This is a genomic window from Gilliamella sp. wkB108 (assembly GCF_001690195.1).
Taxonomy (GTDB): Bacteria; Pseudomonadota; Gammaproteobacteria; order Enterobacterales; family Orbaceae; genus Gilliamella; species Gilliamella apicola_L.
The window spans coordinates 13,030-27,153 of record NZ_LZGM01000120.1 but is presented as its reverse complement, the minus strand read 5'-3'; the positions used below and the strand labels follow the sequence as shown (position 1 = coordinate 27,153).

At 34.6% G+C, this 14,124-nt stretch carries 9 protein-coding genes; 2 read left to right on the top strand and 7 right to left on the bottom strand.

What is annotated here, in order from left to right; genetic code table 11:
• Positions 1–3: 3 nt before the first annotated feature.
• Positions 4–2,868 (bottom strand): type VI secretion system Vgr family protein, encoded by a 2,865-nt coding sequence (locus A9G11_RS13405; RefSeq protein WP_065620082.1) that lies wholly within the window; start codon positions 2,866–2,868, stop codon positions 4–6.
• Positions 2,869–3,477: 609 nt separating this feature from the next.
• Here A9G11_RS13405 and A9G11_RS13400 point away from each other — a divergent pair.
• A complete protein-coding gene (locus A9G11_RS13400; RefSeq protein WP_065620081.1) occupies positions 3,478–5,073 on the top strand; it encodes an ABC-F family ATPase in 1,596 nt (531 codons plus the stop codon).
• A 46-nt stretch (positions 5,074–5,119) separates the two neighbouring features.
• Here the strand turns inward: A9G11_RS13400 and A9G11_RS13395 are convergent, their stop codons facing one another.
• The 4 genes from A9G11_RS13395 to A9G11_RS13380 all read right to left on the bottom strand — a co-directional run bounded on the left by A9G11_RS13395 (position 5,120) and on the right by A9G11_RS13380 (position 10,256).
• Positions 5,120–5,470 (bottom strand): YggL family protein, encoded by a 351-nt coding sequence (locus A9G11_RS13395; protein ID WP_065620080.1) that lies wholly within the window; start codon positions 5,468–5,470, stop codon positions 5,120–5,122.
• A gap of 19 nt (positions 5,471–5,489) precedes the next feature.
• Complete coding sequence (locus A9G11_RS13390) at positions 5,490–6,806, bottom strand: DEAD/DEAH box helicase (RefSeq protein WP_081298578.1); 1,317 nt, start codon at positions 6,804–6,806, stop codon at positions 5,490–5,492.
• A gap of 454 nt (positions 6,807–7,260) precedes the next feature.
• Positions 7,261–7,740, bottom strand: a complete 480-nt coding sequence (locus A9G11_RS13385; protein ID WP_065620079.1) for a DUF4234 domain-containing protein — start codon at positions 7,738–7,740, stop codon at positions 7,261–7,263.
• Positions 7,741–7,928: 188 nt separating this feature from the next.
• A complete protein-coding gene (locus tag A9G11_RS13380; protein ID WP_065620078.1) occupies positions 7,929–10,256 on the bottom strand; it encodes a TonB-dependent hemoglobin/transferrin/lactoferrin family receptor in 2,328 nt (775 codons plus the stop codon).
• Positions 10,257–10,727: 471 nt separating this feature from the next.
• Here A9G11_RS13380 and clcA point away from each other — a divergent pair, with 471 nt between their 5' ends.
• Entirely contained in the window at positions 10,728–12,110 is a 1,383-nt protein-coding gene (clcA, locus tag A9G11_RS13375; RefSeq protein ID WP_065620077.1) for a H(+)/Cl(-) exchange transporter ClcA, read from the top strand.
• 14 nt (positions 12,111–12,124) lie between these two features.
• Here clcA and prfH read toward each other — a convergent pair whose 3' ends face one another.
• Together prfH and A9G11_RS13365 are read right to left on the bottom strand one after the other, a co-directional pair.
• Positions 12,125–12,745, bottom strand: coding sequence for a peptide chain release factor H (prfH, locus tag A9G11_RS13370; protein ID WP_065620076.1), 621 nt, complete (start codon positions 12,743–12,745; stop codon positions 12,125–12,127).
• The gene (locus tag A9G11_RS13365; protein ID WP_065620075.1) at positions 12,745–13,833 is read right to left on the bottom strand and encodes an RNA ligase RtcB family protein; all 1,089 of its coding nucleotides are present in this window, start codon (positions 13,831–13,833) and stop codon (positions 12,745–12,747) included. The genes prfH and A9G11_RS13365 overlap by 1 nt, the downstream gene beginning before the upstream one ends.
• Positions 13,834–14,124 lie beyond the last annotated feature (291 nt).

Genomic DNA, 14,124 nt, shown 5'->3' with positions numbered 1-14,124 from the left:
TCCTTATTTATGGCTATTTTTATATTTGTTCGTTTTTATATTTGCTTTTGTAAAAAGATAATCGATTGTATTTCTACCTTTGTGATAAGAACCTAATGCTTGGTAAATATCTTTAACCATATCTTTTCCATAAATCCCTTTATATGCCTCAATCGTTGCTAGAACAATACTTTTTGAAAATGCTAAATATCCAACCATTTCTTCAAAATTTATCGATTTAATTGCTTTGTGTAGTCGCTGCGCATTAGCTTTCGCTAAAATGTCATCATCATCAGGATATTGATAATAATAATCCATATTAGGCGGAACATTTTTTAATACAACTTTACCTTCCCGATCTAAACGACCTTGTCTAAATTCACCATTAGCAAAACGAACTTGATACCTCGTTGCCGGTATGGGATAACCATCATCCGTTTTGAGATATAATGTTATTCCTTCTTGTTTATCTTTTTTTGTGAAGGTTTTGGGAATTGCACCAGATAAAAGCATAGACTTATAATCAATAGTTGCATGCCCCATTTTTTGTAACACATTACTTTTAAAGTAAATATTACCAGATGTGCCAAGCTCAATACCTTTACTATTGATTTTGATATATGAACCACCACAAATTAATGTGATATTTTCACTGGCGGTGAATTGACTATCTGCCGATACACTATCTATTTTGATATCTTGTTTAGCTGCTATAGCTAATTCGGCATTTTGTGCCTGCACCTCTACATCACCTTGATTGGCAAATAGTTTCATTCCTGATTTATGGGCAAATAGACCTACTGCTTCAGCCGATGATATGGTGAGGTTTTTTAACGCCGTAATGTCCGTTTGGTTTTCAGCTGTCATCGTCATGCTGTTGCTGGTTGATAATTGAATGTTTTCTGGGCTGGTTAAGGCAATGCCCTCTTGCGCATAGGCTAATATGCCACTTCCTGCTAGTTGAGTTAATGACGTTTTTAGTTGATCTTGATTTTGGGTGTCAGCTGTGTGCGCTTGTGAACTGGTTGCTGCCTGTTGTAATGCTTTTGCTATTGACAACGCATTTTCAAGTTGGGTTATCGCACCTTGCATATCAAGTTGTTTTCCTTGTGCTTTAGGCTCGGTCTGGCTGGTTAAATATAAACCTTTATTTGCTGCAAGTGCGCCCCATTCATCAGTCCGCAGCTCAAACCCTTCTCCTCGTTGTTCTCTGTTTTTGTCAACTAAGTGACCGATATTTAACTGCGTTTTACCGTACTCGGTGGCTAATTTTATATGTTCTTTGCCTCGTTTATCATCCATGCGTAACTTGTTATTAGTTGGTGTACGGATGACATTGCGATGTTTATTTATCGTTGTTACATGATCCGGATGATTACTGTCATGCATTGCTTTTGCAATATATGGCCGATCGGGGTTGCTGTCCATAAAAGCAATAGCAACTTCAGTGCCATCTATTAATGGGAAGTGGAAGCCATAGGTATTACCGGCATAGGGTTTAGCCAGTCTAACCCATAGGCTCTCTTCACCATTTCTCCAGTTTTTTAAGTCAAAATTAAATTTAACACGGTAACGCCCTTGTGTATCGATATACCCGTAAATATCGTTATCCGGACTGGTGACTCTTGCCGGTAAAGTGCCACCTACTTTTGGCCAGGCTATTGGTGCAGGACGATAGGGTTTTAAAACTTGGTAAGGAATAGCGGTAAAGCTTAGTTCAAAAGCATCACTCCGATCTCCATGACCTGTTACGCTTAAAATGACTATCCCTTCTTGTATATCTGGTAATGGCGCGCCCGTAATGCAAATATGTTGACCGGGTGCTAATGTGTAGCGGTTACTTTTACCGGTGATGATGATTTTACGACTAATCGCATGTTCATGACGAATGCGAGCATACCATTGTCCACTTTCAATGTTATCACTACTGTCTGATTGATTATCGTTGGTATTACTGTTTTGACCACCATTACCTAAACTTTTATAATGCTCCTCATAGCGATAGTCTGTGCCATAGGTGGTGTTATCTTTTGATTGAGTATTTTTTTCACCCAGTAGATCCGCTCCAGCACTACGATAATTATAATCTTGCACGCTTACCGATGATTCCACCATTTGGCTGTGCAGTGCGATATCCCAAACACTCTCTGTCTGCCCGTCAAGTGTGCCACTTTCAAGTTTGTAGTCAATATCAGCAACTTCTTGATAACCTTGCTCATAATCACTTAACACCATGACATCACAATCATGAGTCGTATGACTTTCGAAGCGAAACCATATGCCTACATCGGCAAGTAGACGTTGAATAAATGCTAAATCGCTTTCATTCCATTGAGTGATCAATTCCCGTATAGGATAGTTATCTTTTAATTCTAAGCGATAGTCAATTCCGGTAAAACCTTGACTGCGCAGTACTTCTTCAACCACACTTACCACGCTTTGATTTTGAAATATAGCGTAATTGCGATTCAATGCTAGTTTTGCCAACCTGGAGGACAATACGACTTGATAAAGTGCTTCATCTTTATTAACAGATAATTGACTAAATTCAGTTATCACACCATAAATCATGCGAGTGTCACTTATAACAGGAAAATCACTAAGAGCATGTATTGCGGTATTAAGTAGATTGCTCGCAACAGGATTAAATGAAAATGAAGCTTTTTGATTAAGTATAGAATTGAGGGTTAATGTTTTGTCTATAGAGGTAAAAGCAATGGTATAACGCCATGGTTGGTTTAATTGTTCATCACTTTTGATATATAAAATGGAAATCGGGGTAGCAAGACCTTCAATATTTAAGGTATAACGGTTATGACTAACGTTGGTTAGTCCTGCCATTACCTTATCACCTAACTGATGAATAAGATCATCTAGTATATTAGCCATAATGTTTTCCTTTACATCATTTTTTCTCGTTTTTTATTATTTTTTAGTTAATTGTTATTATTGTGTTTTTTGTATTTCAATCAGAGCAATTCCATTTATTTTAGGTTCACTCTGAGACTAAAAATTGGTTTAGGTTTTGAGACTACTTGTTTTAAGTAAACGGTACAGATAAGCTAAATGATATATTTAAGATACTTGTTTTTTTTATTTTTGCAATAATTTATTGTTTTTTATCCTACTTTAGCGAATTAACTTATTAAAATAAGTAAACTGAATAATCTATTGTTTTTATTGATTTATTAAACATATTATTGGTACTAAAAGTCTTTGAGATGAGCTTAGTAAATTTGAATATAACCACATATTCATTAAAACCGGTTAGCTGACACATAGGGTATCAGGTAAAAAAATTATCTTTAACCCTATGTATTTACCTTATTAGACCTGAATTATTTAATAGTGAACGGGGCTTTGGCGTTTAAAAGAATAATCCTCAAAAATGATTAATTATGGCATAATGTGACCCACATCACATTTTAGCGAGCGCACTTAAAATATTGCATATAATTTTTGAGTTGCAAGTCCATTTTTATTCGAGAGTAAATTTTAGTGTTAAGTACAAATAACATCACAATGCAATTTGGTAGTAAGCCATTATTTGAAAATATTTCAGTTAAGTTTGGTAATGGTAATCGTTATGGGCTAATTGGGGCTAATGGTAGCGGAAAAACAACATTTATAAAAATTCTTGGTGGTGATTTAGAACCCACTTCCGGAAATGTGGCTTTAGATCCGCATGAAAGATTAGGTAAATTACGTCAAGACCAATTTGCTTTTGAGCAATATAGTGTGCTAGATACCGTAATTATGGGGCATACTCAATTATGGCAAATTAAGCAAGAACGCGATCATATCTATTCATTAGCTGAAATGAGTGAAGAAGATGGCTTTAAAGTGGCGGATTTAGAAACACAATATGCCGAAATGGATGGTTATAGTGCGGAAGCGCGTGCAGGCGAATTGTTATTAGGGGTGGGGATACCTATTGAACAACATTATGGTTTAATGAGTGAAATTGCACCTGGCTGGAAGTTGCGTGTTTTATTAGCTCAAGCTCTATTTTCAAATCCTGATATTTTATTGTTAGATGAACCGACCAATAACTTAGACATTGATACTATTCGTTGGTTAGAAAATACCTTAAATGAACGCGAAAGTACCATGATTATTATCTCGCATGATCGCCACTTTTTGAATATGGTCTGCACCCACATGGCCGATATGGATTATGGTGAACTGAGAATTTATCCGGGTAATTATGATGATTATATGACGGCATCAACTCAAGCAAGGGAACGTTTATTAGCTGATAATGCTAAGAAAAAAGCCCAAATTAGTGAACTACAATCTTTTGTTAGTCGGTTTAGTGCTAATGCCGCCAAATCCAAACAAGCAACATCAAGAGCAAAACAGATTGAAAAAATTAAGTTTGAGGAAGTTAAAGCCTCAAGTCGGCAAAATCCATTTATTCGATTTGAACAAGATAAAAAACTATTTCGCAATGCTCTTGTAGTTGAAAATCTAACCAAAGGATTTGATAGTGATCCACTTTTTAAAAATCTCAATTTAATGGTTGAAGTGGGTGAAAAAGTCGCAATTTTAGGAACTAATGGGATTGGTAAATCGACACTCGTTAAGACGCTTATGGGAGAATTAACTGCCGATCAGGGCGATATAAAATGGTCGGAAAATGCCAATATTGGTTATTATGCCCAAGATCATGAATATGAATTTGATAAGGACTTAACCGTATTTGATTGGATGAGTCAATGGAAACAACCTACCGATGACGAACAATCGGTTCGTAGTATTTTAGGACGTTTATTGTTTTCCCAAGATGATATTAAAAAGCAAGTCAAAGTGCTTTCTGGTGGTGAAAAAGGTCGTATGTTATTTGGTAAACTGATGATGCAACGTCCGAATATTATTGTTATGGATGAACCAACCAATCATTTGGATATGGAGTCAATAGAGTCGCTTAATACAGCTCTTGAACTCTATCAAGGGACGTTATTATTTGTTTCACATGATAGAGAATTTGTAAGTTCACTTGCTACACGAATCATTGAAATTACATCAGATAAAGTCATTGATTATACAGGTAATTATGAAGATTATTTACGTAGTCGTGGCATTGAATCGTGATTAACTGACTTGTATAAATAGCCACAAATGTGGCTATTTTGGTTTATTAAAAATAGTTTTGATCAAAGTTCAGTTCATCCCACCAAATATCAATAAGTGGGCTTGCTTTAACATCTTTTAGTCCGTGGTTTTGTAACCAATCTATAACCATACTGCGATGTTCTTCGGTACAATTTCCTAGCTTTTGTGTGCAAATAATACCCTGCCAATTTAAATACCCGCTTCCTTCATAAGCCAGACCATTTGGTTCAATGACTTCATGAATAAACAGATCGACAACTTTGTCTAAGGTTTCTTCATCAGTTCCTTCTTCAAAAGTCCAATTGATTGTAAAACCTAATTCTTTAAATTCTTCAATATGTAATTTCTTACGTAAACGTCGGCTGCGATTTACCATAGTAGTGTTCCTTCTTGCTTTATTGTGTATAACTTGGTTTATTTTTATAAGTGGTGTGTTTAGATTGCCGTTTCAAACCACTTTTGATTGGTTGTGATGATCTATTATGTACTGAATTACTATTTTTAGATACGTTGCGTGATGCTATTTTTTTTGTAGGTTCAGCTTTAATCTTGGGATCAACTTCAAAGCCTTTGGTGGTTAGTTCGGGGATCTGAATCTTAATTAATTTCTCAATCGCTTTTAATTGCGGAAGTTCATCAATACAAACGAGTGAAATTGCCTGACCTTGATTTTGAGCGCGCCCAGTTCGGCCAATTCGATGTACGTAATCCTCTGCAACCTGTGGGAGTTCATAGTTAACTACATAAGGTAATAATTCAATATCCAATCCACGTGCAGCAATATCGGTTGCAACTAAAGCTCTTATTTGTCCACTTTTAAAATCGGCTAATGCTTTGGTTCGAGCGCCTTGGCTTTTATTACCATGGATAGCTGAGGCTTTAATTCCGTCTTTAGTTAATTGATCGGCCAAGTGATTGGCACCATATTTAGTACGGGTAAAAATTAACACTTGTTGCCACTGATTTTTACCAATTAAATAAGAAATAAGTTCTCGTTTACGACGTTTATCAACACGATGTACATATTGCGTGATCTGCTCAGATGCACTATTATTTTTGGCTACGGCAATCGATTCGGGTGAATGTAAAATCGATTGTGCTAACACTTTTATTTCATCAGAAAAAGTCGCAGAGAACATTAAGTTTTGACGTTTTTTGGGTAACTTAGCAATGACTCGGCGTATATCATGAATAAAACCCATATCTAACATACGATCTGCCTCATCCAAAACTAGCGTTTTGATCGTGGATAAGTCAACTGCATTTTGTTGTACTAAATCCAATAATCTTCCCGGTGTGGCTATCAAAATATCGACACCTCCACGTAGTTTCATCATTTGAGGATTAATACTAACTCCGCCAAAAACGACTAAAGAACGAATAGCTAAATAACGACTAAAATCACGTATATTTTCACCTATTTGTGCGGCTAGTTCACGTGTTGGCGCTAAGATTAAAGCAAATAACGGCCGTTTGCCCTTTCGTCTTTCAGGCTGATTGGGGTTTTTAGCTTGCAGCTCAATCAACTTTTGTAATATGGGCAAACCAAAACCAGCGGTTTTACCTGTGCCGGTTTGCGCGCTTGCCATCAAATCCTTACCAGATAAGATGACCGGAATGGCTTGTTGTTGAATCGGTGTTGGTGTTGTATAGTTTTGTTCTTGAATAGCTTTTAAGATCTCAGCATTTAAGCCAAGAGAGTCAAATGACATGAAGTGTTCCTAAATAAATGAAAAGTGAATAATTCTCTTACATTATAAAGCATTGAATAATATTTTTCTGATTATTTTGTTTTTACTCATATTACCAATATTCCTTTAAAAAAATTGGTCACAAAAAACGGTAAGATTGACACACTAGATAATGTAATCATCAAGGATGATTTTTGGTTATGTTAATTGAGTGATACGCTACATAGAAATTTGGTCAATTAAAATCTTGGATCATTAAATAACCCGCTTGGCATAAAATACCGATAAATAGGATCGATTCATATACAAGGATAAATTGTTTAAATAATTTAACATAATGAATAAATGTAAAGTTATTCATTAAATTTCATTAATTTGATTATAACTATTCTCACTATTATTTATTATTTTAGTGTTAGCTTTTACAAAGGATACTTAAGTTATCTGTAACCTGTTGAATAATGATAAATCTGATTTATATTAATTTATTATTCTTCGAAAAAGGTGGTTCTTTGTTTATATGTTTTGTATCTCCTAAAAAGTTGATCAGATAATTTATATAGTAAATATTAAATAGAATCATATAGAAGGATTTAGTTTTTACATTGATATTATATTCTCCTAAACAATAATAAGTTAATACATATCTTGCATAATTTGACCATTCAACAAACATTAAATATTTAATTATCTCTATGATATTATTAAATTTTTCAAAAGGATTATTTAGTTCTAATAATGAAAGAACATTATCTAAAAATGAAATGGTAACCAATACGCTCAATAAAATAATATAACTCTGGCTTTTTACTTTCACACCAAGTCGTTTATTTATCGATTGATTAGTTTGATAAATCCACACTAACTCATATATATCTAAAGTAACAATCGAGAAAAATATAAATTTTAATGTACTTAAATTATTTGCTTTTTTTAGGCTTACGATAACATCCATTTTAACTCCTTATATTTAAATTATAGCTAATGAACATTTTTAATTTATATGTTAGTAAGCGAAGATAACTTGTGGTTATATATAAAATATATTGATGTTGTCATAATTTTGTAAATAGTTCTAAATCACCAAAAGTAGCATCTTCTGCCAGTTTAACTGGCAGAATGTTAGTCGAACTTGCATCAAATCTAGAATTTATATGAAAGACTTGCTTTGATATTACGACCTAATCCATAGGTATTTTCACCTAAATATAATCGATAATCTTTATTAAACAGATTATCAACTGCTAACTTAATTTCTGCTTTAGGTAAAAAAGGAGGTTGCCAGCTAGCAAATAAGTTGTGTAACGTATAACCTGATGAGGGTCCTAAAGCATAATATTGAAGATATTTTCCACCTGTTCGATCTTGTTTTCTGACAAATTGTCCATTCCAACCTGCCCTTACATTCCATTCAGGTATTTTAAAACCTGTAGTTAGTGTGGCTGTTGTCGGTGCAATTGTTGCTACTTGCGTTTTCTTATTAACCCAAGGAGCTTGCGGTACTGTGTCTCGAGTTCCTTTTTGAATTGAATAAGTACCACTGGCAAACCAATATTTACTGTCATAATAACTTTCTAATTCAAACCCTTTTATCACCAATTTACCAGGAACATTATGATAATTTGATAGGCCTAAAGGACAATACTTACCGGGACCACAAATTGAACCATCGTAACCTCTAGTAATAAATATCTCATTTTTTACTTGCTGCCTAAAAAATGTACTTCTAACTTGTAGTTTATCCGCATCAAATAAAAGATTTTTAAAATCTAAAATATTCCCAGCTCTAATTGACATATTACGTTCTTTTTTCAAATTTCGACTTGTTGCTGAAATTTTACCTGTACCGCCGTATTTAGGCGTAAATTGGACTTCATAACTTTCATCAATGGTTGGAGCTTGCCAAGCATAACTAATATCACCGAAAAAGCCAACATTTTGCGTTGCTTGCCAATAAGTACCGAATCTAGGCGTCCAACCAGTATAAGTAACTGGTGAATAATTATGTCCAAAGCGAGGATCTGGATCACTATAAGCAGGAGCATAATTCTTTTTACCATGGTTGCGTACGTAATCATATCTAAGACTTGGTGTGAATACAAAATCACTTATGGATTGTTCATCTTGGATATAGAAACTATAATTCTGTTGCTTACCTGAAGGCATATAGGCAGGTTGGAAATAACCATAATTATGGCTCGCTTTCTTTTTCTTATAATAAGAATCTAAATACATTAGAGTATCGCGATCGTGCAAATGAGCTTGTGTACCAATTTTAAGTGCATGATCAATTGGGCCTGTAGTAAAAATACTAATATTTTCTAGTTCTACGGTTTTATCAGTATAACTGACCCAACTTTCATTCCCCATGGTAGCTAGTGATGCAATTGCATCATATTTAGCTGGACGGGTATCATGTTGTTTAGTTTTTGAATACGTTGCTTGTAAAGTTAAATTAATTAATGGATTATAAGTAGGTTGATAATTCCATTTGAACTGTGCTGAGTCATCAGTTTGATCTCGATTAACCATTTTTCTTAACCAAGCACCTTTATAACCATATTTCTTAATTTGAGCTGCAGTAGGCGGATTTATTTTCTCAACATATTTAGATGCCCATGGTTGCCATGAATCACGTTTAGATCGAATTCCGGATATAGTAAATGTATGTTCTTCGTTAGGTCTGAAGTTAAATTTCCCCATATAAGTATCCATATCATCTTCAGAAAAGACAAAGCGAGAACCATCTGGTCGTTTAAAATTGCCACTATTGCGATTATTGTAGTAAAAAAGAGCATCAAACATATCATTCTCAGTTCTTCCATAAACAGCACCAGTAACCATATTTTGATGATTATTAGAATGGAAACCATATTTAACTAATGCCCCAACAAGTTGATTTGGATCTAATAAGTCCGCAGCATCTTTAGTTTCCATTCTAATTGCACCACCGAATCCACCATTACCAAATTTGACATCATGAGGACCTTTGTTTACTTCAATACTCTTAAGTAATTCTGGTTCCACAAAAACTGATCCTTGTCGATATTTTTGAAATCCTTTTTGTGCGCCATCTACAATTATTTTTACATCTTCAACTTTTTCAAATCCCCAGATGTTTAAGGTCTGTCCTCCAGGTCTAATTGAACCTGCTGAACTCACGCCTGGTAAGGTATTCAACAATTCTGCAACATTATCCGCTTGTTTTTGTTCTATTAAACCAGAGGTAAGTGTTGATCGGCCTGCAATAACACTATTTATCTTTTTTAATTCATCTTTAGACGTTGGTAAAGCCGTTACTGTAATGACATCATCAATATCTTCATGAGTATTAGTTTTATTTTTTTCTTGTTTTGATAATTGTTTCTGCTCAACGACATTATCCGTTACCACACTCTTTCCGATTATAGGTTTTGCATGGAGGGAAAAACACATAAAGAACAACAATATACCTGTTTTTTTATATTTCATGTTTTATTCCTTTCTTAAAAATTTCTCAATTGTTAAAAAGATAAGTTGAAATTTATGATTAACCACACTATTAGTAATGATAATCATTATCATTTTCATTAAAGGGAGGCAAGTATATTGGTTTTAGTGATAAATAGAAAGGAAAATGTTGTTTAATTTTTCTTCGAAAACTGTTTGAATAACTAAAATTACTCAATATTTAATTAAATACATCTTTTAGTTAGGTAAAAAAGAGCAATTTGTTGATATTAGTTTTGGTATTAATAGGCGATCTTGCATAAATTCAAAAAGTGCTGAGTTCAGATGAGTTTAACTTGTGAGGTGTATTTCACTATCTAGCTAATAAAAATAGATTTATTTAGATCGAGTTAAATCAGATCAACTATATCAATCTGCCGGACTAATTACCATTCCTTGTTTTTCTCTGAAATAATAGTAAAATCCGAATTCATTTTTTAGATCATTAATTCAATGCCTAGCTACTCATCCTTAAAAAAACGTATTCACCTTTATCACAAAATTAGAAGTTTTCAAGAAAAAGCCCCTTTAACAGTGCTAATTGTTGCGGGTGTTATAGGCTCTATAACCGGAATTATCGGTGTTCTTTTCCAATATGCGGTAAATTGGGTTATTACCCTTCGTAAATCGTTATTCTTTAACTATTTTGATAGTAGTTTTTTAAACTATTCAATTATTTTCTTTATTACTGGTTGTATGGGGCTTTTTGCTTACTTTTTGGTTAAGCGCTTTGCACCTGAAACGGGAGGTTCAGGCATACCTGAGATCGAAGGTGCGTTAATGAATTTACGTCCCGTTCGTTGGCGATACGTGTTACCTGTTAAATTTTTAGGTGGTTTAGGCGCGTTAGGTTCTGGAATGGTTCTTGGACGAGAAGGTCCAACAGTACAGATAGGTGGTAATGTAGGTGCGATGATTTGCGATTTGCTAAAAATAAAAAATACTGCTTATCGACATACTTTTTTAGCCACCGGCGCTGCTGCGGGGATAACCGCTGCTTTTAATGCACCGTTAGCTGGGATCTTATTTATTATTGAAGAGATGAGGCCTCAATTTCGTTATAGCTTAACTTCAATTAAAGCCATATTTGTCGGTGTTATTATGGCAAGTATTATGTATCAATCTCTCTTTAATCAAACGTCGGTTTTTCAAATTGGTCATTTTCATGCTGTACCTATTCAATCTTTATGGCTCTATTTAATTTTGGGCGCGCTATTTGGTTGTATAGGGGTCATTTCAAATAAATGTATACTCTTTATGCAAGGAAAATATAAACAGTTTTACCAACAAAAGTCTTACCATTTTTTATTAACTGGTTTTATCCTTGCGGGGATCTTTGGCGTGATGAGTTTTATTATGCCGGAAATAACAGGCAGTGGCTTTGATTTTATTCCTGATGCCACATTTGGGCATTATGCAATTAGTATGTTATTTATTATTTTGTTGCTGCGCTTTATCACCACAGTGTTATGTTTCAGCTCTGGCGCTCCCGGAGGAATATTTGCGCCTACTTTGGCTTTAGGAACAATTATTGGTATAACGTTTGGGCTTATAGCTCAGCAAGCTTATCCCGATTTTGATATTGAACTGGGTGCTTGTGCTATTATCGGTATGGGTGGATTATTTGCTGCAACCGTTCGCGCGCCATTAACTGGAATCGTTTTGGTAATGGAAATGTCAGATAACTATCAGCTTATTTTACCCATGATTATTACCTGTTTAGGCGCAACGTTAATCGCCCAAGCGCTTGGTGGTATGCCGCTCTATTCAGCCATATTAGAGCGGATTTTATTAAACAATAACACGCTGAAAAAACCTAAATCGGACGAATCATAATTGATGAATTCTCGTCAAATTTTTCGTTCACAAAATGTTTCACCATAAAATACTAAACCACTATCACCACGAGGTATAGACTGGTGGTATTGGTGTAATGTCGTTTTATGTTGCTGCTTTTGGTTTGTGTTATATTCAGATAGTTTATGTTCAAGTAATAATTTAGCTAACCGTTTATTGGCATGTTGACTACGTTCAGACTGTACTTTTACAACTAAACCTGTTGCGAGGTGCGTTGCTCGTACCGCTGATTCAGTTTTATTTACATGTTGACCACCAGCACCAGAGGATTTAGTGGTAGTGAATTGAATTGCACTATCACTTATTGCCAAAGGTTTTGCTATTGATGTGATCCCAATAAACCAATTTTTGCGTTTATGTTTTGGACGATAAGGACTTTGACATACCCATTGTAAAGTGCCTTGCCAACGTGCAATCAACTGTTCTTTTAGCTCACCTTCTATCGAAATAAGGACTGAATGATAAGTACCAGATTTATTACCTGGTACTTTTTCCAATATTTCTGAAACCAAACTCAATGCAGATGCTTCTTGTAAAAATTGGGTTACAGCTTTAGCCACGGCTAAAGTACACTCATCAGGACCTTTAGCCGCAGAGAAATATAATAGTGTCATTAATTTCCCCCTTGTGTTTTATAGGTCAATATTGGTGTAAGCTGGGCGATCACTGTGATGATATTTGCTTGTTGCATTGATTCAATTACACTATCAATCGCTTTATAAGCTTGTGGTGCTTCTTCAAAAATTAAACTATTATCTTCACAAATAACCCGACTCCCTAATTTAGTTCGCATTAAGTCATTTGCGGTATAACGATTATCTAGTTTACCTTTACAATCAGCTCGTCGCCATTTGCGTCCTGCACCATGAGCTAATGAAAACAACAAATCTGCACTTTCAATTGGTTTTACCAAATAACTGTAGTCTCCTCGAGAACCTGGTACAATGACAATATCATCATTGGCTGATGATGCTCCTTTACGATGTAACCAATAATCTTGATGATCTAACGTCACTTTTTGTAAAAAATTATGACACACGTTAAGTACTTCATGTCCTTTAGTTTTCAGATTTATCAGCAACCTTTCAGCCACAATTTGTCGATTTAATCGGGCAAAAGCCACCGCTTTATCATGTTTAGCTAAATAATTTAATGCTTCAGGACTATTTTCCACTAACCCTTGATACCCAAAACGATCTAATTGTTTTTGCAAAATAGCATGCCCTAAACCTCTTGAGCCACTATGTACTAATAAAAATAATTTTTTGGCATTCAGGTTATAGTGATGAAATAGTTGTTCATCATAAATTTTGCTGATTTTTTGTAATTCAGCGAAATGGTTACCTCCCCCAATAGTACCAAGTTTGTAATGATGTCGTGTATCAGGCTGATCGATATTACCAATAAGACGTTCGAGTTTATCAATACTCAATTTTGCTAAATTAATATCGGTTTGCCAAAATCCCATACCACAACCAATATCACTACCTATTAAAGCAGGATAAATAAGCCCATGACTTAAATATGCCGCACCGATAGGATAACCTTGTCCGGGATGCAGATCTGGCATGCCGACGATTTTACTCATTTTGGGTAAACTGGCTGTTGCTAATAATTGTTCTATCGCTAAACCGTCTATCCAAGTATTTTTGGATGCTATCATCGATACCTTGTCTGATAGCATTTTAATAGAATTGTCCATATATCAATCCATTCAATAAATATAATTGTTGTGTTACCTGAATTATGTTTAAAGATCGTTATTTGGATAATATGAAGGTAATTTAATAAAATAACTTAGTCATGACAAAAATTGCCAAGTGGTACTAAGATTTTAAAATATTTCAACCACACCAAATCACAAAACTCACATCAACAAGATTGAGCTGTCTTTACATAATAGGTATAAAGATTGGCAGGCTAAAATCAGAAGAATTAATTGAGGTAAAAGAGAAAAGTTAATACTCAATTATTGTGTGACAAGCCTGCAAAG

Bases quoted from the DNA above. Each gene is read 5' to 3' on its own strand.
- prfH (WP_065620076.1), bottom strand. From the start codon at position 12,745: ATGACACTATTATATTTCTCTGCGGCTAAAGGTCCTGATGAGTGTACT.
- clcA (WP_065620077.1), top strand. From the start codon at position 10,728: ATGCCTAGCTACTCATCCTTAAAAAAACGTATTCACCTTTATCACAAA.
- A9G11_RS13365 (WP_065620075.1), bottom strand. From the start codon at position 13,833: ATGGACAATTCTATTAAAATGCTATCAGACAAGGTATCGATGATAGCA.
- A9G11_RS13380 (WP_065620078.1), bottom strand. From the start codon at position 10,256: ATGAAATATAAAAAAACAGGTATATTGTTGTTCTTTATGTGTTTTTCC.
- A9G11_RS13395 (WP_065620080.1), bottom strand. From the start codon at position 5,470: ATGGTAAATCGCAGCCGACGTTTACGTAAGAAATTACATATTGAAGAA.
- A9G11_RS13405 (WP_065620082.1), bottom strand. From the start codon at position 2,868: ATGGCTAATATACTAGATGATCTTATTCATCAGTTAGGTGATAAGGTA.
- A9G11_RS13385 (WP_065620079.1), bottom strand. From the start codon at position 7,740: ATGGATGTTATCGTAAGCCTAAAAAAAGCAAATAATTTAAGTACATTA.
- A9G11_RS13390 (WP_081298578.1), bottom strand. From the start codon at position 6,806: ATGTCATTTGACTCTCTTGGCTTAAATGCTGAGATCTTAAAAGCTATT.